At 61.1% G+C, this 24,365-nt stretch carries 22 protein-coding genes; 7 read left to right on the top strand and 15 right to left on the bottom strand.

Going from position 1 to position 24,365, the window contains the following annotated elements; all coding sequences use genetic code 11:
* The 14 genes from lpxB to rpsB all read right to left on the bottom strand — a co-directional run bounded on the left by lpxB (window position 1) and on the right by rpsB (window position 14,014).
* The gene (gene lpxB / locus J4D28_RS08790; protein WP_028681759.1) at window positions 1-1,131 is read right to left on the bottom strand and encodes a lipid-A-disaccharide synthase; all 1,131 of its coding nucleotides are present in this window, start codon (window positions 1,129-1,131) and stop codon (window positions 1-3) included.
* 2 nt (window positions 1,132-1,133) lie between these two features.
* Window positions 1,134-1,910 (bottom strand): acyl-ACP--UDP-N-acetylglucosamine O-acyltransferase, encoded by a 777-nt coding sequence (lpxA, locus tag J4D28_RS08785; protein WP_007924057.1) that lies wholly within the window; start codon window positions 1,908-1,910, stop codon window positions 1,134-1,136.
* On the bottom strand, window positions 1,907-2,347 hold the full coding sequence (fabZ, locus tag J4D28_RS08780) for a 3-hydroxyacyl-ACP dehydratase FabZ (RefSeq protein WP_007924058.1): 441 nt from the start codon (window positions 2,345-2,347) through the stop codon (window positions 1,907-1,909). Before fabZ ends, lpxA begins: the two co-directional genes overlap by 4 nt.
* A 109-nt stretch (window positions 2,348-2,456) precedes the next feature.
* Entirely contained in the window at window positions 2,457-3,512 is a 1,056-nt protein-coding gene (gene lpxD / locus J4D28_RS08775; protein WP_103330479.1) for a UDP-3-O-(3-hydroxymyristoyl)glucosamine N-acyltransferase, read from the bottom strand.
* A gap of 3 nt (window positions 3,513-3,515) precedes the next feature.
* Window positions 3,516-4,019 (bottom strand): OmpH family outer membrane protein, encoded by a 504-nt coding sequence (locus J4D28_RS08770; protein WP_007924063.1) that lies wholly within the window; start codon window positions 4,017-4,019, stop codon window positions 3,516-3,518.
* Window positions 4,020-4,064: 45 nt separating this feature from the next.
* Window positions 4,065-6,452, bottom strand: a complete 2,388-nt coding sequence (gene bamA / locus J4D28_RS08765; RefSeq protein ID WP_009047217.1) for an outer membrane protein assembly factor BamA — start codon at window positions 6,450-6,452, stop codon at window positions 4,065-4,067.
* A gap of 74 nt (window positions 6,453-6,526) precedes the next feature.
* The gene (gene rseP / locus J4D28_RS08760; protein WP_009047216.1) at window positions 6,527-7,879 is read right to left on the bottom strand and encodes a sigma E protease regulator RseP; all 1,353 of its coding nucleotides are present in this window, start codon (window positions 7,877-7,879) and stop codon (window positions 6,527-6,529) included.
* Between the two features lie 52 nt (window positions 7,880-7,931).
* Complete coding sequence (gene ispC, locus J4D28_RS08755) at window positions 7,932-9,122, bottom strand: 1-deoxy-D-xylulose-5-phosphate reductoisomerase (protein WP_103330481.1); 1,191 nt, start codon at window positions 9,120-9,122, stop codon at window positions 7,932-7,934.
* Window positions 9,119-9,925 carry a phosphatidate cytidylyltransferase gene (locus J4D28_RS08750; protein ID WP_103330484.1) on the bottom strand — a complete coding sequence of 269 codons (807 nt, stop codon included), beginning with the start codon at window positions 9,923-9,925 and terminating at the stop codon, window positions 9,119-9,121. The genes ispC and J4D28_RS08750 overlap by 4 nt, the downstream gene beginning before the upstream one ends.
* Window positions 9,925-10,680 (bottom strand): polyprenyl diphosphate synthase, encoded by a 756-nt coding sequence (uppS, locus tag J4D28_RS08745; protein WP_009047213.1) that lies wholly within the window; start codon window positions 10,678-10,680, stop codon window positions 9,925-9,927. The genes J4D28_RS08750 and uppS overlap by 1 nt, the downstream gene beginning before the upstream one ends.
* Window positions 10,681-10,696: 16 nt before the next feature.
* On the bottom strand, window positions 10,697-11,254 hold the full coding sequence (gene frr / locus J4D28_RS08740) for a ribosome recycling factor (protein WP_009047212.1): 558 nt from the start codon (window positions 11,252-11,254) through the stop codon (window positions 10,697-10,699).
* Window positions 11,251-11,994, bottom strand: coding sequence for a UMP kinase (gene pyrH, locus J4D28_RS08735; protein WP_007924076.1), 744 nt, complete (start codon window positions 11,992-11,994; stop codon window positions 11,251-11,253). Before pyrH ends, frr begins: the two co-directional genes overlap by 4 nt.
* Window positions 11,995-12,202: 208 nt before the next feature.
* Complete coding sequence (gene tsf, locus J4D28_RS08730; RefSeq protein ID WP_009042383.1) at window positions 12,203-13,069, bottom strand: translation elongation factor Ts; 867 nt, start codon at window positions 13,067-13,069, stop codon at window positions 12,203-12,205.
* Window positions 13,070-13,273: 204 nt separating this feature from the next.
* Window positions 13,274-14,014 carry a 30S ribosomal protein S2 gene (gene rpsB / locus J4D28_RS08725; RefSeq protein ID WP_007924078.1) on the bottom strand — a complete coding sequence of 247 codons (741 nt, stop codon included), beginning with the start codon at window positions 14,012-14,014 and terminating at the stop codon, window positions 13,274-13,276.
* 407 nt (window positions 14,015-14,421) lie between these two features.
* Here rpsB and map point away from each other — a divergent pair, with 407 nt between their 5' ends.
* Genes map through dapC form a run of 3 tightly spaced genes read left to right on the top strand, consistent with a single transcriptional unit; the run spans window position 14,422 to window position 19,193 of the window.
* Window positions 14,422-15,204, top strand: a complete 783-nt coding sequence (gene map, locus J4D28_RS08720; RefSeq protein ID WP_009047211.1) for a type I methionyl aminopeptidase — start codon at window positions 14,422-14,424, stop codon at window positions 15,202-15,204.
* Window positions 15,205-15,251: 47 nt separating this feature from the next.
* Entirely contained in the window at window positions 15,252-17,954 is a 2,703-nt protein-coding gene (locus tag J4D28_RS08715; protein ID WP_038630713.1) for a [protein-PII] uridylyltransferase, read from the top strand.
* Window positions 17,955-17,993: 39 nt separating this feature from the next.
* Window positions 17,994-19,193, top strand: coding sequence for a succinyldiaminopimelate transaminase (dapC, locus tag J4D28_RS08710; protein WP_009047209.1), 1,200 nt, complete (start codon window positions 17,994-17,996; stop codon window positions 19,191-19,193).
* A gap of 109 nt (window positions 19,194-19,302) precedes the next feature.
* On the opposite strand, the gene J4D28_RS08705 is transcribed toward dapC, so the two are convergent.
* Entirely contained in the window at window positions 19,303-20,949 is a 1,647-nt protein-coding gene (locus J4D28_RS08705; protein WP_016705305.1) for a Na+/H+ antiporter, read from the bottom strand.
* A gap of 280 nt (window positions 20,950-21,229) precedes the next feature.
* Here J4D28_RS08705 and J4D28_RS08700 point away from each other — a divergent pair, with 280 nt between their 5' ends.
* The 4 genes from J4D28_RS08700 (at window position 21,230) to J4D28_RS08685 (ending at window position 24,290) form a co-directional block, all read left to right on the top strand.
* Entirely contained in the window at window positions 21,230-21,538 is a 309-nt protein-coding gene (locus J4D28_RS08700; RefSeq protein ID WP_231999350.1) for an arsenate reductase, read from the top strand.
* Window positions 21,539-21,572: 34 nt separating this feature from the next.
* Complete coding sequence (gene dapD / locus J4D28_RS08695; protein WP_009047206.1) at window positions 21,573-22,607, top strand: 2,3,4,5-tetrahydropyridine-2,6-dicarboxylate N-succinyltransferase; 1,035 nt, start codon at window positions 21,573-21,575, stop codon at window positions 22,605-22,607.
* Window positions 22,608-22,683: 76 nt separating this feature from the next.
* On the top strand, window positions 22,684-23,889 hold the full coding sequence (locus tag J4D28_RS08690; RefSeq protein WP_103330486.1) for an aminotransferase class V-fold PLP-dependent enzyme: 1,206 nt from the start codon (window positions 22,684-22,686) through the stop codon (window positions 23,887-23,889).
* Entirely contained in the window at window positions 23,886-24,290 is a 405-nt protein-coding gene (locus tag J4D28_RS08685; RefSeq protein WP_009047204.1) for a SufE family protein, read from the top strand. The genes J4D28_RS08690 and J4D28_RS08685 overlap by 4 nt, the downstream gene beginning before the upstream one ends.
* Window positions 24,291-24,365 lie beyond the last annotated feature (75 nt).

The raw sequence follows: 24,365 nt of genomic DNA, 5'->3' as shown, positions 1-24,365 counted from the left end.
TCATGCCGGTTTGCCAATCAGGTTCAACACCGCTTCAGCCGCCTGGTTGGAGGCATCCCGGCGCAAAGTGCGATGGATCTCGTCAAAACCGCGAGTCTGCTCCTGGCCGTCTTCGATCAAGGGCGACAGGGTCTGGGCCAGGGCCTCCGCAGTCGCGTCATCCTGCAGCAGTTCGGGAACCAGCAGGCGCTGGGCCAGCAGGTTCGGCAGGGAAATATAAGGGCTCTTGACCATACGCTTGAGAATCCAGAAGGTCAGCGGCGCCAGGCGATAGGCGACGACCATCGGGCGCTTGTAGAGCAGCGCCTCAAGGGTTGCGGTGCCGGAGGCGATCAATACCGCATCGCAAGCCGCCAGCGCCTGATGCGACTGGCCGTTGAGCAGGGTCAACGGCAGGTCGCGACCGGCCAGCAGCTCTTCCAGCTGAGTACGCCGCTCGGGGCTCGCGCAAGGCATGACGAAACGCACCCCTGGACGCAAGGCGCGCAGGCGTTGTGCCGCGTCGAGGAACAAGGCCCCGAGGCGCCCGACTTCGCCGCCACGGCTGCCCGGCATCAGGGCCACCAGCGGCCCCTCGGGCAAGCCCAGCTCAGCGCGAGCCGCGGCCCGATCGGCCTCCAGCGGAATGGCATCGGCCAGGGAGTGCCCGACGAACCGCACCGGCACGCCCTTCTCTTCATAGAATTTGGCTTCGAACGGGAACAGCGTCAGCATCAGGTCGCAACCTTCGCGGATCTTCAGCACGCGCTTTTGCCGCCAGGCCCAGACCGAAGGACTGACGTAGTGCACGGTCTTGATGCCGGCCTGACGCAACTGGAGTTCGATGTTCAGGTTGAAATCGGGGGCGTCGATGCCGATGAACACGTCCGGCTTTTCGGCGATCAGGGTCTGCACCAGCTTCTTGCGCCGGGCCAGCAGTTCGCGCAGGCGTCCCAGGACCTCTACCAGGCCCATGACCGCCAGGCGCTCCATCGGGAAGTAGGAAACCAGCCCTTCGGCCTGCATCAGCGGGCCACCGACACCGATGAACTCAACGGCGGGATGCTGGACCTTGAGCGCGCGCATCAAACCGGCGCCAAGAATGTCACCGGAAGCTTCGCCAGCCACCAGCGCAATACGCAGTTTGCTCATGATTAACGGGTGATGCCGCGAGTCGAAGACTGGATCGAGTCACGAAATACCGCGACTTCGGGAAATTGTGCAGCAGCTTCTGCCAGCTCGACGAGTGCCTGATCGACGGTCAAGCCCTGGCGATACACCACTTTATAGGCTCGACGCAGGGCGTGAATCGCGTCTTCGCTGAAACCACGACGGCGCATCCCCTCGAAGTTCATGCTGCGCGCCTCGGCCGGGTTGCCGAACACTGTGACAAAGGCCGGAACATCCTTGCCGATCGCCGTCCCCATGCCGGAAAAGCTGTGGGCGCCGATATGGCAGTACTGGTGAACCAGGGTGAAGCCGGACAGGATCGCCCAATCGTCCACATGCACATGGCCGGCCAACGCCGTGTTGTTGACCAGGATGCAGTGGTTGCCGATCACGCTGTCGTGACCGATATGGGCATACGCCATGACCAGGTTGTGATCACCGAGAGTGGTCTCGGAACGGTCCTGGACAGTGCCGCGATGAATGGTCACGCCTTCACGAATGACGTTGTGGTCACCAATCACCAGGCGGGTTTCCTCGCCTTTGTATTTCAGATCGGGAGTGTCTTCGCCTACCGAGGAGAACTGGTAGATACGATTGTGCTTACCGATCCGGGTCGGGCCTTTGAGCACCACATGCGGCCCGATCACCGTACCCTCGCCGATTTCCACACCGGCGCCAACGATCGACCACGGGCCAACCTCAACGTCGTCGGCCAGAATGGCCGTCGGATCGATGATTGCGCGAGGGTCAATCAAACTCATAGTTTGCGTTCCGCACAGATGATTTCAGCGGAGCAGACTGGCTTGCCGTCGACCGAAGCCTGGCATTCGAATTTCCAGATCTGGCGCTTGCAGCTGATGAACTTGGCTTCCAGGATCAACTGGTCGCCCGGCAGTACCGGCTGGCGGAAGCGCAGCTTGTCGGAACCGACGAAGTAGTAGAGGGTGCCATCGGCCGGCTTCACGTCCAGCATCTTGAAACCAAGAATGCCCGCAGCCTGAGCCATGGCTTCGATGATCAGCACGCCCGGCATGATTGGATGCGCGGGGAAGTGACCATTGAAGAAAGGTTCGTTGATGCTGACATTCTTGTAGGCACGAATGCACTTGCCCTCAACATCCAGATCCACTACCCGGTCCACCAACAGGAACGGGTAACGGTGAGGCAGGTATTCGCGAATCTCGTTGATGTCCATCATTTCGGGGGGAAGCCTGTAGTAAAGATTGGGAGCGCGCGACTAACGCACACTCCTCTAGCAAATCAAGGAGGCAGTCTAACGGCTGTGCACACTTGATATGGAAATGGTATCAGCCATCTGATGAAGCTTTACCGTCGGGGGTCACGTCCCCTACGCGCTTTTCCAGTTGTCGCAGGCGTCGCGCGAGATCATCGAGCTGACGGATGCGTGCCGCGCTTTTGCGCCACTCGGCAGCAGGCTGCATGGCTGTACCGGAAGAGTAGGAGCCCGGCTCGGTAATCGAGTGGGTCACCATGGTCATCCCGGTCAGGAAAACGTTATCGCAAATATCGATATGGCCAACCAGCCCGACACCGCCGGCGAGCATGCAGTGCTTGCCGATCCGGGTGCTGCCGGAAATACCGACACAGGCCGCCATGGCGGTGTGATCACCGACCTGGACGTTGTGGGCGATCTGAATCTGGTTATCCAGCTTCACGCCATTGCCAATGACGGTATCGGCCAGCGCACCGCGATCGATAGCGGTATTCACGCCGATCTCGACATCATCGCCAATGGTGACGCCACCAACCTGCGCGATCTTCTGCCAGACGCCTTTCTCGTTGGCGAAACCGAAACCTTCGCCGCCCAGTACCGCACCGGACTGAATGACCACACGCTTGCCGATACGCACATCGTGGTAAAGCGTCACGCGTGGAGCCAGCCAGCCGCCCTCGCCAATCTGGCAACGGGCACCGATAAAACAATGAGCACCGATCGTGACACCCGTGGCGATTTGCGCACCGCTCTCGATGACCGCAAACGCGCCAATACTGGCAGTTGCGTCGACCACAGCGTCCTCGGCAATGATCGCAGTCGGATGAATACCGGCAGCGGCCTTGGGCTTGGGATCGAACAGGTGGGAAATCCGTGCGTACGACACGTAGGGATCGGCCACGACCAAGGCATCACCGGCATAACCCTCGGCATCCGCCGCTTTCAGCAGCACGGCGCCTGCCTGACTGTCAGCCAGATACTTACGGTATTGGGGATTTGCCAAAAAGCTCAACTGAGCTGGGCCAGCCTCCTGCAAGGTGGCTAGCCCAGTGATTTCTTTCTCTGCGGAGCCACGCAGGGTGGCTCCGAGGAACTCGGCCAGCTGGCCGAGCTTTATAGTCGCTGTCATGGGTTACTTCAGCTGATTCATGCGCTCGATAACCTGGCGAGTGATGTCGTACTGAGGTTTGACATCAATCACTGCACCACGCTCGAACACCAGGTCAAAACCACCTTTCTTGATGACTTCTTCCACGGCGCTGTCGAGTTTCGGCTTCAGTTGCTTGAGCATTTCACGATCGGCAACGGCCTTGGCTTCGTTCAGTTCCTTGGACTGGAACTGGAAGTCACGGGCTTTCTGCTTGAATTCGAGCTCCAGGCGCTCACGCTCGCCCTGCTGCATCTTGTCGCCACCGGCAACCAGGCGATCCTGGATGCCCTTCGCGCTGCTTTCCAGGGTTTTCAGCTTGTTCAACTGCGGGCCGAACTTCTTCTCGGCATCCACCGCGTATTTCTTCGCAGCATCGGATTCCAGCAGTGCCATCTGATAGTTCAGTACGGCGATTTTCATGTCGGCGAAGGCCGGACCTGCTACCAGGACAGTCGCCAGGAGAACCAATTGAGTCAACTTACGCACGATGCACTCCTACAAAATCCATTGTCGTTATCTTGGGTCAGGCTCTTAGAAAGTCTGGCCGAGGGAGAATTGGAACACCTGGGTTTCAGCGTTGTCAGGTTTCTTGACCGGCATTGCAAGAGCAAAACTCAGCGGCCCCAGAGCGGTTACCCACGTCACGCCGACACCCACGGAACTGGCCAGATTGCTCAGACTGACGTCATTACACTGCGTATCGGAACGCAAACCACTAGGGTTTCTGACCTGCTCGCATTTGGAGTCGAACACATTACCCACGTCCCAGAATACGGAGGTACGAAGAGAGCGTTGGTCCTTGACGAACGGCATCGGGAACAGCACCTCGACACCGCCCTGGATCAGCACGTTGCCACCGAATGGCAGCGGATCCTGATCCGGATCACGAGTCGTGCCGGCGTTGCCCGTCGCACCTGCACCACGGCTCGGAGTACTACGAGGACCCAGGGTGCTGTCCTTGAAACCACGGACCGAGTTGAAACCACCAGCATAGTAGTTTTCATAGAACGGCAAGCCGTCGGTCGAACCATAACCGTCGCCATAACCCAGCTCGGTGTGCAGGCGCATGGTGTAGGTGTCGGTCAGCGGCTGGAACAACTGGCCGCGGTAGTCGAGCTTGAAGAACGACAGGTCGCTGCCCGGAGTAGTGGCTTCCAGCACCAGGCTCTGGGAATGACCACGGGTCGCCAGGACACCTTTGTTCAGGGTCGACTCGGACCAGCCGGCCGAAGCCTTGAAGTTCAGATAGTTGTCGCCTTCGCGGTTCACGAAGTCGAAGATTTCGTCGACGGTATAACGACCGGTCTTGATCTTGTCCTGCTGCGCAGTCAGGCCGAAGGTCAGACGCGAAGTCTCGCTGATCGGGTAACCAACGCTGACGCCGGCACCCAGGCTGTCTACCGCATAGCTCGCCACGTCGACATCGAGGTCGTCGTAGTCGGTGGTGCGATAGAACGCGTTGTAACCCAGGCTCACGCCATCGGCAGTCCAGTAGGGGTCGACATAGCCGAAGTTGTAACGGCTTTGGTATTCGCTGCGGGTCAGGCCGATGCTGACCTTGTTACCAGTACCCAGGAAGTTGTTCTGGGTGATCGAACCACCGAGGATCAGGCCGGCGCTCTGGGCGAAACCGACGCTGGCGGTAATCGAACCGGAAGCCTGTTCTTCTACTGCGTAGTTGACGTCTACCTGATCGTCGACACCTGGCACGGCCGGGGTTTCGACGTTGACTTCCTTGAAGAAGCCCAGGCGCTCCAGACGGGTCTTGGACTGGTCGATCAGGTAGGTCGAAGCCCAGCCACCTTCCATCTGACGCATTTCACGGCGCAGCACTTCGTCTTCGGACTTGGTGTTGCCGCGGAAGTTGATGCGGTTCACGTAGGCACGCTTGCCGGGATCGACCACGAAAGTGATATCGACCGTGTGATCTTCGTCGTGCGGCTGCGGAACACCGTTGACGTTGGCGAAGGTATAACCCTCGTTGCCCAGGCGGCGGGTGATCAGCTCGGAAGTGGTGGTCATCAGTTTGCGCGAGAACACCTGGCCCTTCTCGACCAGCAGCAGCGACTTGACCTGGTCTTCAGGCACTTTCAGGTCACCGCTGAGCTTCACGTCACGAACGCTGTACTTCTCGCCTTCGTTGACGTTCACAGTGATGTAGACGTGTTTCTTGTCCGGAGTGATCGAAACCTGGGTCGAAGCGATATCCATATTGATATAGCCACGATCCAGATAGTAGGAACGCAGGCGCTCCAGGTCACCGGACAGCTTCTCACGCGCATACTTGTCGTCGTTCTTGAAGAACGACAGCCAGTTGGTGGTTTTCAGTTCGAACAGGTCAACCAGGTCTTCGTCCGGGAATACGGTATTGCCCACGACGTTGATGTGCTGGATGGCCGCTACGGTGCCTTCGTTGATATTGACCTTCAACGCCACACGGTTGCGCGGCTGCGGGACCACTTCGGTATCGACGGTGGCCGAGTAGCGGCCCTGAGCGACATATTGGCGCTGCAGTTCGTTACGAACACCTTCAAGGGTCGCGCGCTGGAAGATTTCGCCTTCCGCGAGACCGGATTGCTTGAGGCCTTTCATCAGGTCTTCAGTGGAAATCGCCTTGTTGCCTTCGATTTCGATACTGGCGACGGATGGACGCTCGACTACCGTGATGACCAGGACATTGCCATCGCGGCCCAGCTGGATATCTTGAAAGAAGCCGGTTTTGAACAGCGCACGAGTGGATTCCACGAGGCGACGATCGTCCGCCTGCTCACCGACGTTCAGCGGCAAGGCCCCAAAGACGCTACCCGCGGAGACCCGCTGGAGGCCATTGACGCGGATATCGGAGATAGTGAAGGACTCGGCGTGAACTTCGGCGATCATCAATACGGAGAGAACCGCAGTTAGCAGCAGACGTTTCATGAAGTCCTTTCTTATTCCAACTGGCAATAAAGAAACTGCCGCAAAATGCGGCAGATTCGCAATTCAGCGAAGCGTTACAGTCGACCCAGATCGTTGACCAAGGCAAGCAACATCACCCCGACCACCAAACTGATACCGATCTGTATCCCCCAACCTTGCACCCGATCCGACAAGGGACGACCACGCGCCCACTCGATCAGATAAAACAACAGATGCCCCCCATCCAGTACAGGAATGGGCAGCAAGTTCAGAACCCCTAGGCTAATACTCAGATAAGCAAGGAAATTCAAGAAATCAGCAACGCCCGACTGGGCAGAAGCGCCCGCCACTTTAGCAATGGTTATCGGTCCACTCAAGTTTTTTACCGAGAGCTCGCCGAACAACATTTTCTTCAGTGAGTCGAGGGTCAGCACGCTCATGGTCCAAGTACGCCGGGCACCTTCCCCAATGGCAGCCAGCGGACCATAACTGACCTCGCGAAGCATTTCCGGCGGCCAATCGACCGCCTTCACCCCAGCCCCCAGATAACCACTGGCGACCTTCTCTTTACCGCGTGCGGCCAGGGTCACCGGGACGTCGATTTGAGCACCATCACGCTCGACGTGCAGCACAATTTTAGTATCAGGACGTACACGCACCCAGTCGACGACCTGCTGCCAATCGGTCAGCGCCTGACCATCCAGCGCCAGCAAGCGATCGCCGGTTTTCAGGCCAGCCGCCTGGGCCGGGCCTTTCGGATCGAGTTCAGCCAGAACGGGGGCGAGCGCCGGACGCCAGGGGCGAATCCCCAGGGAACGAATAGGATCAGGTTCATCGGTACCTTTGAGCCAGTTGTCGAGCACCAGCTCGCGCGGCGAATCGGCGGTCGAACCCTGCTCACGCACCAGCAACTGCAAGGTACCGCTTTCGCCCAGACGTCGGATCAGTTGCAGGTTGACCGCCGACCAGCCCACGGTGGGCTCGCCATCGATGGCAACAATTTCCTGGCCAGGGCTCAGGCCAGCCTTGGCGGCAATGCTTCCAGACTCGACACTGCCGATGACCGGACGCACCTGCTCGGTACCGAGCATCGCCAGCCCCCAGAAGAACACCAGTGCCAGCAGGAAGTTGGCGACAGGACCGGCAGCAACGATGGCGATACGCTGGCGTACCGACTTGCGATTGAACGACTGGTCGAGCTGGTCGACGGGCACTTCGCCTTCGCGCTCGTCAAGCATCTTCACGTAGCCACCCAGCGGAATGGCGGCAATCACGAATTCGGTACCTTGCCGGTCATACCAACGCAGCAACGGCATGCCGAAGCCCACGGAGAAACGCAGAACCTTGACGCCGCAACGACGCGCCACCCAGAAGTGACCGAATTCATGGAAGGTGACCAGCACACCCAAGGCGATCAGGGTGCCGACAATCATATAGAGCGCGCTCATCTACTTTCTCCGCAATCCTATCCAGTACCGATACGCTCGGGCTTGTCGCAACTTACCGGCTGTTGCGACCCAGCCACTGCTCAGCCAGGGCACGGGCTTTGGCGTCCGCCGCGAACACGGCGCTCAGCTCATCGACTGCGACAACCGGTTCAAGGCTTAAAACTTCTTCGATGATACTCGCGATCTCGGGGTAGCGGATGCGCCGTTCGAGAAACGCGGCAACAGCTACCTCGTTGGCGGCATTCAACATGGCCGGAGCACTGTTGCCGGCCTCGGCGGCCTGGCGCGCCAGACGCAAGCACGGGAACCGCTCTTCATCAGGCGCCTGGAAATCCAGGCGCGCCACGGCGAACAGATCCAGCGGCGGCACGCCCGAGTCGATTCGCTCCGGCCAGGCCAGGGCATTGGCGATCGGCGTGCGCATATCCGGGTTGCCCAACTGGGCCAGTACCGAACCGTCCACATAGTCGACCAGCGAGTGAATCACGCTTTGCGGATGAATCACCACCTCGACCTGGGCAGGCTTGGCATCGAACAGCCAGCACGCCTCGATCAGCTCAAGGCCTTTATTCATCATGCTGGCCGAATCGACGGAAATCTTGCGCCCCATCGACCAGTTGGGATGGGCACACGCCTGCTCGGGCGTTACCTGCTCCAGGTCGGCCAGCGGCGTTTGCCGGAACGGGCCACCGGATGCGGTCAGCAAAATGCGCCGCACCCCCACATGGCTCAACCCACGGGAAAAGTCCGCGGGCATGCACTGGAAGATGGCGTTGTGCTCACTGTCGATGGGCAACAATACCGAACCGCTCTTGCCCACCGCCTGCATGAACAATGCGCCGGACATGACCAGCGCTTCTTTATTGGCCAGGAGAATTTTCTTGCCAGCCTCGACGGCAGCCAGGGTCGGACGCAAGCCCGCGGCACCGACGATAGCCGCCATGACCGCGTCGACTTCAGGGTCGGACGCCACTTCACACAAGCCCTCCTCGCCCACCAGTACACGGGTGCGCGAGCCGGCATTGCGCAAGTCTTCCTGCAGGCTGCGCGCGGCAGCGATATGCGGGACGACGGCAAAGCGGGGAGCATGACGGATACACAGCGCCAGCAGCTCGGCCAGACGACTGAAACCGCTCAGGGCGAAGATCTGATAACGCTCGGGATGACGGGCAATGACATCCAGGGTGCTGAGGCCGATAGAGCCGGTAGCCCCGAGAACCGTAATCTGCTGTGGGCGACTCACAATGCAGCCATCCACAACAGTACGGCGAATACCGGAATGGCCGCGGTCAGGCTATCGATACGATCAAGCACGCCACCATGACCCGGCAGCAGGTTACTGCTGTCCTTGATCCCGGCCTGGCGCTTGAACATGCTTTCGGTCAGGTCGCCGACCACCGAGATGAACACCACGATAGCCGCTCCGAGCAAGCCAAGGATGATCTGCCCGACGGACCAGCCTGCAACCAGACCGACCACCGCAGCGATCACCAGGCTCAGCAGCAGACCGCCGTACACCCCTTCCCAGCTCTTGCCCGGGCTGACCTGCGGCGCCAGCTTGCGCTTGCCGAAGGCCTTGCCGGAGAAGTAGGCACCGATATCGGCGCCCCAGACCAGCACCATCACCGCCATGATCAACCAGTTACCCAAAGGCTGCTGCTTGATGAAGACCAGGCCTTGCCAGGCCGGCAGCAGAATCAGCAGACCGATCACCAGCTTGGCCGCGGCACCGGCCCAATGCTCGCTGGTGCGCGGATAGGTGAGCACCAGAAAAGTCGCCAGCCCCCACCAGAGCACCGCGGCACCAAGCACCCAAGGCGCGATACCCGGCAACAGCTGCATCAGGAACAACAGCGCAGCGACCACTACTGCATAGGCAATACGGGTCGACTGAGCCTCGAAACCCGCCAGGCGCGCCCACTCCCAGGCTCCAAGGGTCACCACCAGCCCGATAAACAGGGCGAAGGCGGAACCTGCGAGCAGGAAAAAACCGCACAAAGCGATCGGCAGCAGGATCAGCGCAGTAATGATTCGTTGTTTGAGCATTAAACCCGGGCTCCAGCTTCGACCTGCTCGCTCGTTTTACCGAAGCGGCGCTGGCGAGAAGCGTAATCGGCCAGCGCAGCGCGCATGGCATCGTGTTTGAAGTCCGGCCAGAACAGGTCGGAGAAGTACAGCTCGGCATAAGCCAGCTGCCAGAGCAGGAAATTGCTGATGCGGTGTTCGCCGCCCGTACGGATGCACAGGTCCGGCAACGGCAGGTCGCCAGTCGCCAGGCAGGTTTGCAACAACTCGGGGGTAATGTCGTCAGGGCGCAGGTGCCCTGCCTGGACTTCCCGCGCCAGGCGCTGAGCGGCCTGGGCAATATCCCACTGACCGCCATAGTTGGCGGCGATCTGCAGAATGAAGCGATTACTCCCCGCGGTCATCGCTTCCGCCTCGCGCATCGCCGCTTGCAGCTCGGGATGGAAGCGCGAGCGATCGCCGATGATGCGCAGGCTGATGTTGTTTTCGTTGAGACGCTTGGCCTCGCGGCGCAATGCCTTGAAGAACAGATCCATCAAGGCACTGACTTCATCGGCCGGCCGCTGCCAGTTTTCACTGGAGAAGGCGAACAGCGTCAGCACCTCGACCTTGGCCTCGGCGCACACTTCAATCACCGCACGAACAGCATCGACACCCGCTTTATGCCCGGCGACACCCGGCATAAAGCGTTTTTTTGCCCAGCGATTGTTCCCATCCATGATGATCGCGACATGGCGCGGCACCGAAGACGGTACAGGCTGCTTGGTCTTGTCCATGAAAACGTCCTGACCCTTATACGGCCATCAGGTCCGCTTCTTTTTGCTTCACAGCGACTTCGATTTCCGCCACGAACTTGTCGGTCAGCTTCTGGATTTCATCGGCGGCGCGACGCTCGTCGTCTTCGCTGATTTCCTTCTCCTTGACCAGGTCCTTGAACTGGCTCAGCGCGTCACGACGCACGTTGCGCACAGCAATACGGGCGTCTTCGGCCGCTTCACGAGCCTGCTTGGTGAAGCCCTTGCGGGTTTCTTCGGTCAGCGCCGGCATGGTGATCAGCAGCAGCTCGCCCAGGTTGGTCGGGTTGAAGCCCAGGCCGGAGCTCTGGATCGCCTTGTCCACCGCCGCCAGCATGTTGCGCTCGAAGGCCACGACCTGCAGGGTGCGAGCATCCTTCACGGTGACGTTGGCCACCTGGTTGATCGGGGTGTCAGCACCGTAGTAAGGCACCATCACGCCTGCCAGGATGCTTGGGTGAGCCTGGCCGGTGCGGATGCGGCTGAATGCATGCGCCAGGGATTCCAGGGACTTCTTCATGCGCTCTTGAGCGTCTTTCTTGATTTCGTTGATCATTGTTCGCCTTCCTCGATCAGGGTTCCTTCAGCGCCGCCATGCACGATATTCAGCAGGGCGCCGGGCTTGTTCATGTTGAAGACACGCAACGGCATCTTATGGTCGCGGCACAGGCAGATCGCCGTCAGATCCATGACACCCAGCTTGCGATCCAGTACTTCATCGTAGGTCAGATGATCGAACTTCTCGGCATGCGGGTCTTTGAATGGGTCTGCGGTGTATACACCGTCAACCTTGGTTGCCTTGAGCACGACGTCGGCATCGATCTCGATCGCCCGCAGGCATGCTGCGGAGTCGGTCGTGAAGAACGGGTTGCCGGTACCGGCAGCGAAGATCACCACTTCCTTGGAGTTCAGATGACGCATCGCCTTGCGACGGTCATAGTGATCGGTCACACCGACCATGGAAATGGCCGACATGACGATCGCCGAGATATTCGCACGTTCCAGCGCGTCGCGCATGGCCAGGCCGTTCATCACAGTGGCCAGCATGCCCATGTGGTCGCCTGTCACCCGATCCATGCCGGCCGCGCTGAGCGCCGCGCCACGGAACAGGTTGCCACCGCCGATGACCAGACCGACCTGAACACCGATGCCAACCAGCTGGCCGACTTCCAGCGCCATGCGATCCAGCACCTTAGGGTCGATCCCGAACTCTTCCGAGCCCATCAGGGCCTCGCCGCTAAGCTTGAGTAGAATGCGTTTATAGCGAGCTTGATAACCACTGCCCTGCTGAGCCATTGCGAATCTCTCCTGCGGCGTATTTTAAAAATTCTCTGCAAGCTGTTTGCAGCCTGCGTTCACTCTAGCTTGACGCTGTCACAGCGCCATCAGAACACGACTTTGTAAACCGGTTCCGAAGGCAACCAACTAAATTGGTTACCCCATTTGAAAAGAGGCTGCGCGCGTGAGCGGGCAGCCTCTTTCGGGCGACAGTTGAAAAACCGTCTTACTGTTGCTTGGCAGCAGCCAGTTGTGCGGCAACTTCTTCAGCGAAGTTGTCTTCTTTCTTCTCGATGCCTTCACCTACCGCGAAGCGGGTGAACGAAACGATTTCAGCGCCGCCTTTCTTGGCCAGGGCACCTACGGTGATTTCTGGATCCTTGACGAAAGCTTGCTCAACCAGGCTGGCTTCGGCCAGGAACTTGCTGATACGGCCACCGATCATTTTTTCAACGATTTCGGCTGGCTTGCCTTTCATCTTGTCTTCGTTCAACTGCAGGAACACGGCTTTCTCGCGTTCGATGGCTTCAGCGGAAACTTGCGATGGCAGCAGGAACTCAGGGTTGCTTGCAGCCACGTGCATGGCGATGTCCTTGGCCAGCTCTACGGAACCGCCTTTCAGGACAACCGCAACACCGATCTTGTTACCGTGCAGGTAAGTACCGACCACGTCACCTTCAACGCGAGCCAGACGACGGATGTTGACGTTCTCGCCAGTTTTACCAACCAGAACCAGACGATCGGCTTCTTGAGCTTCGATCAGCGGAGCGGCGTCGGTCAGCTTGTCAGCGAACGCTTTTTCAACGCTGGCAGCAACGAATGCCTTGAAGTCATCCTGCAGAGCCAGGAAGTCGGTCTGCGAGTTGACTTCCAGCAGAACGGCGGCTTTACCGTCGTCCTTGATGGCGATGGCGCCTTCAGCAGCGATGTTGCCTGCTTTCTTGGCAGCCTTGATGGCGCCCGAAGCACGCATGTCATCAATGGCTTTCTCGATGTCGCCGCCAGCCTTGGTCAAGGCTTTCTTGCAGTCCATCATGCCTTCGCCGGTACGCTCGCGCAGTTCTTTAACCAACGCCGCAGTAATCTCTGCCATTTTCAAATTCCTCTTGGATAGGTTTTCAACCATTCCACCCGACTCAACGGGCGATCAATTCTTGAGCTGCGCTCTCGAAAACCCTTGATAGCCGCCACACATGACAAGAACTGCAGGGGCGCCATCGGTAAATGATTTTCGAGGTGGCAAAAAGGGGGCCTAGCCCCCTTTTTGCGTACTGAGTAAACGCTAAGCGTCAGTTACTCAGGCTTCAGCTGCCGGCGCTGGAGCGTCTTCAGCGAATACTTCGGTGCCGCCAGCAACGTTGTTGCGGCCACGGATCACGGCGTCAGCCATCGAACCCATGTACAGCTGGATGGCGCGAATGGCGTCATCGTTGCCTGGGATGATGTAGTCAACGCCTTCCGGGCTGCTGTTGGTATCGACAACGCCGATGACCGGGATGCCCAGCTTGTTGGCTTCGGTGATCGCGATGCGCTCGTGGTCAACGTCGATCACGAACAGCGCGTCAGGCAGACCGCCCATGTCCTTGATACCACCCAGGCTACGATCCAGCTTTTCCAGATCGCGAGTGCGCATCAGCGCCTCTTTCTTGGTCAGCTTGGCGAAGGTGCCGTCTTCCGACTGAACTTCCAGGTCACGCAGACGCTTGATGGAAGCACGGATGGTCTTGTAGTTGGTCAGCATGCCGCCCAACCAGCGGTGATCGACGTACGGCGAACCGCAACGTGCTGCTTCTTCAGCAACGATCTTGCCAGCGGAACGCTTGGTGCCGACGAACAGAATCTTGTTTTTGCCCTGGGCCAGACGCTCTACGAAAGTCAGAGCTTCGTTGAACATTGGCAGGGTTTTTTCAAGGTTGATGATGTGAATCTTGTTACGCGCGCCGAAAATGTACTTGCCCATTTTCGGATTCCAGTAACGGGTTTGGTGACCGAAGTGCACACCGGCCTTCAGCATATCGCGCATGTTGACTTGGGACATGATAGTTCCTTAATAAGTCGGGTTAGGCCTCCACGTATCCCAATGACCAACCAACAGCTTGTGCTGAGGGCACCCAGGTCATCGTGTCGACACGTGTGTGGGTTTAGGCTTTTCGGAGCATCCCCGGAAAGCGGCGCATTTTATACCACAAGAAGGGTAAAAACGGAACCCGGATTCTCATTTCCCCCGGGGCGCTTTTTTGCTCCCCCCTTGGAATCGGGCCAGAATGCTCCACTGTTATAGAAAGAAGCGACGCACAGAGCCTCAGATTTGCCCCGGGGCTCTGTTAGAATCGCACCTTTGAGGCTTTTGAAAACGTGGCGACCCCACAGCGGGCTCAGCCTTCGGTACACCGTTTTCAAGCCATTCCGTGTTTATCCGCGCCACTGAGCGTCAAGAGAGCCTGTATGACCGTCACCCTCAAAACTCCCGAGGACATCGCAAAAATGCGTGTCGCCGGCAAACTGGCCGCCGAAGTGCTGGAAATGATTGCCGAGCATGTCAAACCCGGTGTGACCACCGAAGAACTGGACCGCATCTGCCACGACTACATCGTCAATGTGCAGCATGCGATTCCCGCGCCACTGAATTACAAGGGTTTCCCCAAATCCATCTGCACCTCGATCAACCACGTGGTGTGCCACGGCATCCCGAACGAGAAGCCGCTGAAGGATGGCGACACCCTGAACATCGACGTCACCGTCATCAAGGACGGCTACCACGGCGACACCAGCCGCATGTTCCACGTTGGCACCGTGCCGGTCTGGGCCGAGCGCCTGTCGCAGATCACCCAGGAATGCATGTACAAGGCCATCGAATTGGTCAAGCCGGGCTGCCGCCTGGGCGATATCGGCGAAGTCATCCAGAAGCACGCTGAAAAGAACGGCTTCTCGGTGGTCCGCGAGTTCTGCGGCCACGGTATCGGCAAGGTGTTCCACGAAGAACCGCAGATCCTGCACTACGGCCGCGCCGGCACCGGCATGGAACTGAAAGCCGGCATGACCTTCACCATCGAGCCGATGATCAACCAGGGCAAGGCCGACACCAAGGTGCTGGGCGACGGCTGGACCGCGATCACCAAGGACCGCAAGCTCTCCGCGCAGTGGGAACACACCCTGCTGGTGACCGAGACCGGCTACGAGATCTTCACCCTGCGCAGCGATGACACCATCCCGCGCGTTTCGGCCTGATCCACGCAGTTGCGCCCTTACCTATAGATAGAAAGGAAAGCCAATCGATGCCGCAGGTGGATCCCGAATTGTTCGACCGCGGCCAGTTCCAGGCGGAACTGGCCCTGAAGGCAAGCCCTATCGCCGCCTTCAAGAAAGCCATTCGTCAGGCACGTGAAGTGCTCGACGAGCGCTTTCGCAGCGGACGGGATATCCGCCGGCTCATCGAGGACCGCGCCTGGTTCGTCGATAACATCCTGCAAAAGGCCTGGGACCAGTTCGACTGGAGCGAAGACGCCGACATCGCCCTGGTGGCGGTCGGTGGCTACGGTCGTGGCGAGCTGCACCCCTACTCGGACATCGACCTGCTGATCCTGCTGGACAGCGCCGACCACGAGATTTTCCGCGATTCCATCGAACGCTTCCTGACCCTGCTCTGGGACATCGGCCTGGAAGTCGGACAAAGCGTGCGCTCGGTGGAGGAATGCGCCGAAGAGGCCCGCGCCGACCTGACGGTGGTTACCAACCTGATGGAAAGCCGCACCATCTGCGGCCCCGAACGCCTGCGCCAGCGCATGCTCGACGTCACCAGCACCGCGCACATGTGGCCGAGCAAGGACTTCTTCCTGGCCAAGCGCGCCGAACAGAAGGCCCGGCACCACAAGTACAACGACACCGAATACAACCTGGAACCCAACGTCAAAGGCTCGCCCGGCGGCCTGCGCGACATCCAGACCATCCTCTGGGTCGCCCGTCGCCAGTACGGCACGCTGAACCTGCGAGCCCTGGCCGGCGAAGGTTTCCTGGTGGAAAGCGAGAACGCGCTGCTGGCTTCGTCCCAGGAGTTCCTGTGGAAGGTCCGCTATGCCCTGCACATGCTCGCCGGGCGCGCCGAAGACCGCCTGCTGTTCGATCACCAGCGCTCGATCGCCAAGTTGCTGGGTTTCGAGGGCAACGATGCCAAGCAGGCCATCGAAAGCTTCATGCAGCAGTACTACCGGGTGGTGATGAGCATCGCCCAGCTCAGCGACCTGATCATCCAGCACTTCGAGGAAGTCATCCTCGCCCCGGAAGACGAAGCGCCGCCGCAGCCGATCAACTCGCGCTTCCAGCTGCACGACGGCTACATCGAGGCGATCAACGCCAACGTGTTCCGCCGCACACCGTTCGCCATGCTGGAAATCTTCGTGCTCATGGCCCAGCACCCGGAGATCAAGGGCGTACGCGCCGACACCATTCGCCTGTTGCGCGAAAATCGCCACCTGATCGACGACGATTTCCGCCATGACATTCGTAATACCAGCCTGTTCATCGAGCTGTTCAAGTGCGAGATCGGTATTCACCGCAACCTGCGACGGATGAATCGCTACGGCATTCTCGGGCGTTACCTGCCGGAGTTCGGCCATATCGTCGGGCAGATGCAGCACGACCTGTTCCACATCTATACGGTCGACGCCCACACCCTGAACCTGATCAAGCACCTGCGCAAACTGCAGTACACCCAGGTTTCGGAGAAATTCCCGCTGGCCAGCAAGCTCATGGCCAAGCTGCCCAAGCCCGAGCTGATCTACCTGGCCGGGCTCTACCACGACATCGGCAAGGGCCGGCACGGCGACCACTCGGAAATCGGCGCCGTGGACGCGGAAGCCTTCTGCATCCGCCACCAGCTGCCGCTGTGGGACACCCGCCTGATCGTCTGGCTGGTGCAAAACCACCTGGTGATGTCGACCACCGCCCAGCGCAAGGACCTGTCCGACCCGCAGGTCATCCATGACTTCGCCCAGGTCGTGGTCGACCAGACCCGCCTGGACTATCTGTACGTGCTGACGGTTTCCGACATCAACGCCACCAACCCGACGCTGTGGAACTCCTGGCGCGCCAGCCTGTTGCGCCAGCTCTACACCGAGACCAAGCGCGCCCTGCGCCGCGGCCTGGAAAACCCGGTGGACCGCGAAGAGCAGATCCGCCAGACGCAAAGCGCGGCGCTGGACATCCTGGTCCGCGCCGGCACCGATCCGGACGACGTCGAGCAGCTCTGGGCGCAACTGGGGGACGACTACTTCCTGCGCCACACTGCCGGCGACGTGGCCTGGCACAGCGACGCGATCCTCCAGCAGCCGGCCGACGGCGGCCCGCTGGTGCTGATCAAGGAAACCACCCAGCGCGAATTCGAGGGTGGCACGCAGATCTTCATCTACGCCCCGGACCAGCACGACTTCTTCGCCGTGACCGTGGCCGCGATGGACCAGTTGAACCTGAACATCCACGACGCCCGGATCATCACCTCGAGCAGCCAATTCACCCTCGACACCTATATCGTGCTCGACAACGACGGCGGCTCGATCGGCAACAACCCGCAACGCGTCAAACAGATCCGCGATGGCCTTACCGAGGCCCTGCGCAACCCTGACGACTACCCGACCATCATCCAGCGTCGGGTACCGCGTCAGCTCAAGCACTTCGCCTTCCCGCCGCAAGTGACTATCCACAACGACGCCCAGCGCCCGGTCACCGTGCTCGAACTGAGCGCCCCCGATCGCCCCGGCCTGCTGGCGCGCATCGGCAAGATCTTCCTGGAGTTCGACCTGTCGCTGCAAAACGCCAAGATCGCCACCCTGGGCGAGCGCGTGGAAGACGTGTTCTTCATTACCGACGCGAACAACCAGCAACTGTCCGATCCCCAGCTGTGCAGCCGACTGCAGGACGCCATCGTCGAACAGCTGAGCGTCAGCCACGAACCGCCTACCACCTTGACGCGCCTGAACATCTGATCACGCGCCACGACCCGCTTTGAGTGAGACACCGCACCGATGAACAACGCTCTGAACCAGCTGCAGCCCTACCCGTTCGAGAAACTCCGCGCCCTGCTCGGCGGCGTCCAGCCGAACCCGGCCAAGCGTCCTATCGCGCTGTCCATCGGCGAGCCCAAGCACCGCTCGCCGAGCTTTGTCGCCGAAGCCCTGGCCAATAACCTGGACCAGATGGCGGTGTATCCGACGACCCTGGGCCTCCCTGCCCTGCGCGAAGCCATCGCCGGCTGGTGCGAACGGCGTTTTGGCGTACCCAATGGTTGGATCGATCCGGCGCGCAACGTGCTGCCGGTCAACGGCACCCGCGAGGCGCTGTTCGCCTTCACCCAGACCGTGGTCAACCGTGGCGACGACGCGCTGGTGGTCAGCCCGAACCCCTTCTATCAGATCTACGAAGGCGCGGCCTTCCTCGCCGGCGCGAAGCCGCACTACCTGCCGTGCCTGGATGAAAACGGCTTCAACCCGGACTTCGACGCGGTACCGGCCGAGATCTGGCAGCGCTGCCAGATCCTGTTCCTGTGCTCACCGGGCAACCCGACCGGCGCGCTGATCCCGATCGAAACCCTGAAGAAACTCATCGCCCTGGCCGACCAGTACGATTTCGTGATCGCCGCCGACGAGTGCTACAGCGAGCTGTACTTCGACGAGCAGACCCCGCCGCCCGGCCTGCTCACTGCCTGCGCCGAACTGGGACGCCAGGACTTCAAGCGTTGCGTGGTGTTCCACAGCCTGTCCAAGCGCTCCAACCTGCCGGGCCTGCGCTCCGGTTTCGTCGCGGGCGACGCGGATATCCTCAAGGGCTTCCTGCTGTACCGCACCTACCATGGTTGCGCCATGCCGGTTCAGACCCAGCTGGCCAGCATCGCCGCCTGGAACGACGAAGTGCATGTGCGCGCCAACCGCGCGCTGTATCGCGAAAAGTTCGATGCGGTGCTGGAGATTCTGGCGCCGGTGCTCGACGTGCAGCGCCCGGACGGCAGCTTCTACCTGTGGCCGAACGTGGCGGGCGACGATACGGCGTTCTGCCGTGACCTGTTCGAACAGGAGCATGTGACCGTGGTGCCGGGCTCCTATCTGTCGCGCGATGTCGACGGCAGCAACCCGGGAGCCGGTCGGGTACGCATGGCCCTGGTAGCGCCATTGGCCGAATGCGTGGAAGCCGCCGAGCGGATCCGGGATTTCGTTCAGCGCCGTCAATAACCCACGCCCCTGTAGGAGCGAGGCTTGCCCGCGATCAAGACAACGCCGTACATCTGATACACCGCGTTATCGTTCATCGCGGGCAAGCCTCGCTCCTACAAAGCCAGGGTCATTTCACCTGCCCCAGATTGGCCTCGCTGAGGTCCAGCTCACCCAGGACCTCGCGCAACACGTCGTCGCCAATCTGGTGCTGGCGGCTCAACCGATATAACTCCAGCCGCTGCGCCCGCAGCGCCTTCAAACGTAACTTGCGCTCCAGCAAGTCCATCTGAAACGCCAATGCCTGGGCTTCGGCGGAATCGTTGAACACCTCCAGTTGATGGCGATATTCCGACATCAACCGCCCCTTGAGCTCGGTGGCCAGCGCCGCCTGGGCCGCATCCGGCGAGTTGGCCGCATCGGCCACTTCCTCGGCTTCCAGGGCATGGATCGCCGCCTCGGCGGTTTTGCGCCAGGCGTCACGCACTTCGGCGTGGCGCTTCTCGTCGGGGCTCTTCTGGATGCCCCGCAGCAACAGCGGCAGGGCGATACAGGCGGCAATCAGCGACAACAGGATCACCCCCGCGGCAATGAAGATCAGCAGGTCGCGCTCGGGGAAAGCCTCGCCCGCCCCCAGCAACAGCGGCACCGACATGACGCCCGCCAGGGTCACCGCCCCGCGCACCCCGCCCAGGGTCAGCAACCAGCAGGAACGCGCGGTCGGCACCAGCGTCAGCTCGCCCTTGCCACGCCAGCGGCGCAACAGCCCGGACAGGCGCCAGATGCTTTGCACCCAGATGAACCGCAGCACCAGCAGCACCAGGAAGATCGCCCCGACATCCAGGCAGCGATAGAACAGGGTCGGCCACAAGGTGGTTTCCTGGCTGACCACGGCCTTGATGATGTCGGGCAGTTGCAGGCCCAACAGCAGGAAGATCAGGCCGTTGAAGGCGAATTCCAGCAGCGACCAGACACTGCGGTTGAGCAAGCGGGTGCTGGTCTGCCGGGGCAACAGATCGAGCCAGCTCTGCATCATCCCCGCCGCCACCGCCGAGAGGATGCCCGAGGCTCCCAGGCGCTCGGCCAGCACGTAGGCGGCGAACGGCAGCAACAGCATGAACACCACGTGGGTCGCCGGGTCATCCCAGCCGCGGGCGATCATCCAGGCACGCAAGCGCCCCACCAGCCAGCTCAGGGCCACGCCGACCGCCAGGCCACCCACCGCCACCAGGACAAAGGTCAGGCTGGCATTGGCCAGGGAAAACACCCCGGTCACGGCCGCCGCCAGGGCGAACTTGAAGGTCACCAGGCCGGAAGCGTCGTTCATCAAAGCCTCGCCCTGCAGCATGTGCATCAAGGGCGTCGGCAGGCGGTTCTGGGAAATCGCCGAGACCGCCACGGCGTCGGTCGGCGACAAGACAGCCGCCAGGGCAAAGGCCACCGGCAAGGGGATGGTCGGCAGCAACCAGTGAATGAAATAACCGGCGCCCACCACGGTGAACAGCACCAGGCCCACGGCCAGGGTCAGGATCGGCCCGCGCAGGCGCCACAGCTCACGCTTGGGCATGCGCCAGCCATCGGAGAACAGCAGCGGCGGCAGGAACAGGAATAGAAACAATTCCGGGTCCAGGGCCACGTGCAGCCCCAGGGTGGGCCAGGCCAACAAGGCCCCGGCGGCGATCTGCACCAGCGGCAACGGCAACGGAATCACCCGTCCGACCAGCCGCGAGAGACTCACCAGCATCAGCAGGATAAGGACGGTATAAGCGGTTTGCATAAAGCGGTTTTCCCAATCGATCAGCAGCAGACTTCAGGCAACAGGTTACCGTCGAAGTGCCATATTAGCCGCTTAAGCTCGGGCCTCGCCGCTGCACAAAAGTCGCAAGTGGCCCATGCCGCTGTCACACAAAGCTACAAAGCCGGGCCTTCGCCGACGCCGAACCGGCGCGGGCATGGCATAATCCGTGACCTTTAACTCCAGCATCTCAAAAGGGGGCAATTCCTTGACCGCTTCAAGCAAAACGTTGCACCTTTTCGGCATCAAAGCCTGCGACACCATGAAAAAGGCGCGCACCTGGCTCGATGAACACGCTGTCAGCTATGACTTCCACGACTACAAAGCGGTCGGTATCGACCGCGAACACCTGGCCCAGTGGTGCAACGAGCACGGCTGGCAGGTGGTGCTGAACCGTGCGGGCACGACCTTTCGCAAACTCGACGACGAACGCAAAGCCGATCTCGACCAGGCGAAAGCGATCGAACTGATGCTCGCACAACCCTCGATGATCAAGCGCCCGGTGCTCGATCTCGGTGACCGAACCCTGATTGGCTTCAAGCCCGATATCTACGCGGCAGAAATCAAATAACGCCTGCCCGTTCAATTTTGTAAGAGGTAACAGCATGTCCACTACCCTGTTCAGCCTGGCCTTTGGTGTCGGCACTCAAAACCGTCAAGGCGCGTGGCTGGAAGTGTTCTACGCCGCGCCCCTGGTCAAGCCATCCGCGGAAATCGTTGCCGCCATCGCCCCGGTACTGGGCTACAGCGAAGGCAACCAGGCCATCACCTTCACCACCGCCCAGGCCGCGCAACTGGCCGAGGCCCTGAAAAGCATCGACGCCACCCAGGCCGCGCTGCTGACCCGCCTGGCCGAGAGCCACAAGCCGCTGGTTGCCACCCTGCTGGCCGAAGACGCCCAGCTGACCTCCACCCCGGAGGCCTACCTGAAGCTGCACCTGCTGTCCCACCGCCTGGTCAAGCCACACGGCCTGAACCTGGCCGGGATCTTCCCGCTGCTGCCGAACGTGGCCTGGACCAACCAGGGCGCGGTCGACCTCGGCGAACTGGCCGAGCGTCAACTGGAAGCGCGCCTGCGCGGCGAGCTGCTGGAAGTGTTCTCGGTGGACAAGTTCCCGAAAATGACCGACTACGTGGTACCGAGCGGCGTGCGTATCGCTGACAGCGCGCGTATTCGCCTGGGCGCCTACATCGGCGAAGGCACCACCGTGATGCACGAAGGTTTCGTCAACTTCAACGCCGGCACCGAAGGCCCGGGCATGATCGAAGGCCGGGTTTCCGCGGGCGTATTCGTCGGCAAGGGTTCCGACCTGGGTGGCGGCTGCTCGACCATGGGCACCCTGTCGGGCGGCGGCAACATCGTGATCAAGGTCGGCGAAGGCTGCCTGATCGGCGCCAACGCCGGTATCGGTATCCCGCTGGGCGACCGTAACACCGTGGAATCAGGCCTGTACGTGACTGCCGGGACCAAGGTGGCGCTGCTGGACGAGAACAACCAGCTGGTCAAGGTGCTCAAGGCCCGCGAACTGGCCGGCCAGCCAGACCTGCTGTTCCGCCGCAATTCGGAAACCGGTGCCGTGGAGTGCAAGACCCACAAGTCGGCCATCGAGCTGAACGAAGCGCTGCACGCTCACAACTAAGCAGCGATTCGGTTCCACTGCGACCGGCCGGGCGCTTATCATCGGCGCCCGGCCTGTTCAAACGAGTTCTGCCACCATGCTTGTAGCCTCCCCCTGGCGCGCCGACTTCCCGGCCATCGCCGCCCTGCAACGGCAGGACCAGACCTACCTGGACAACGCCGCCACCACGCAAAAACCCCAAGCCCTGCTGGACGCCCTGGCGCACTACTACGCCAATGGCGCGGCCAACGTGCATCGCGCGCAGCACTTGCCCGGTGCTCACGCCACCCAGGCATTCGAGAACAGCCGGCACAAAGTGGCGCAGTGGCTGAATGCCGGTGACAGCGGGCAGATCATCTTCACCCACGGCGCGACCTCCGCGCTGAATCTCCTGGCCTATGGCCTGGAACATCAATTCAACCCAGGCGATGAAATCGTCATCAGCGCCCTGGAACATCACGCCAACCTGCTGCCCTGGCAGCAACTGGCGCACCGTCGCGGCCTCAACCTGGTGGTCCTGCCGCTGGACGACGACGGCCTGATTGACCTCGACGCCGCGGCCCGTCTGATCGGTCCGCGCACCCGGCTACTGGCCGTCAGCCAGCTGTCCAATGTGCTCGGTGCCTGGCAACCCCTGCCGCAGCTGCTGGCCCTGGCCAAGGCGCACCATGCCCTGACCGTGGTTGACGGCGCCCAGGGCGTGGTCCACGGCCGCCACGATGTGCAGGCGCTGGGCTGCGATTTCTATGTGTTCTCCAGCCACAAGCTCTACGGTCCGGACGGCGTCGGCGTGCTCTACGGACGCAACGAGGCGTTGCCAGGCCTGCGTCACTGGCAGTTTGGCGGCGAGATGGTCCAGCAGGCCGACTACCAGCACGCCAGCTTCCGCCCCGCCCCACTGGGTTTCGAGGCCGGTACACCGCCGATTGCCAGTGTGATCGGCCTGGGCGCGACCCTGGATTACCTCAGCGGCCTCGACCAGGACGCCGTCAACGCCCATGAAGCCGCGCTGCACGACTACCTGCTGCATGGCCTGCTGGCCCGCAAAGGCCTGCGCCTGCTGGGCAAGCCGCAGCTGGCGCTGGTCAGTTTCGTGGTCGATGGCGTGCACAACGCCGACCTGGCTCACCTGCTGACCGAACAGGGCATCGCCGTGCGTGCCGGGCATCACTGCGCCATGCCGCTGCTGAAAAGCTTCGGCCTGGCCGGGGCGATCCGCGTGTCCCTGGCGCTGTACAACGACTCCGAGGACCTGGAGCGCTTCTTCGAGGCCCTCGATCAGGCCCTGGAGCTGTTGCGATGAGCCTGCCCGCCGAAGCCCTGGCCGCCCTCGACAGTTTCCAGGGCGCTCCCGGCTGGGAACAGCGCGCACGCCTGCTGATGCAATGGGGCGAACGCCTGGCGCCGCTGGCTGAAGCCGACAAGGTCGAGGCCAATCGGGTGCATGGCTGTGAAAGCCAGGTCTGGCTGGTGGGGACCTTGCAGGACGGTCACTGGCAGTTCGCCGCCAGCAGCGATGCGCGCCTGATCCGTGGCCTGGTGGCCCTGCTGCTGGCGCGGGTCAACGGTTTGTCCGCCGAGGAGCTGCAACGGGTGGATTTGCCGGACTGGTTCAATCAACTCGGCCTGTCGCGCCAGCTCTCACCCTCGCGCAGCAATGGGCTGAATGCGGTATTGCAGCGGATGCGCGAGCTCTCAGCCTGACGCCCATCCCTGTAGGAGCGAGGCTTGCCCGCGATAGCGGTCTATCTGACACACCGCATTTCGCGGGCAATCGAA

Source organism: Pseudomonas sp. GW531-T4, from assembly GCF_017349615.1.
Taxonomy (GTDB): domain Bacteria; phylum Pseudomonadota; class Gammaproteobacteria; order Pseudomonadales; family Pseudomonadaceae; genus Aquipseudomonas; species Aquipseudomonas chlororaphis_I.
The sequence above is the reverse complement of the archived record's forward strand: the minus strand, read 5'-3'. Positions and strand labels throughout refer to the sequence as shown.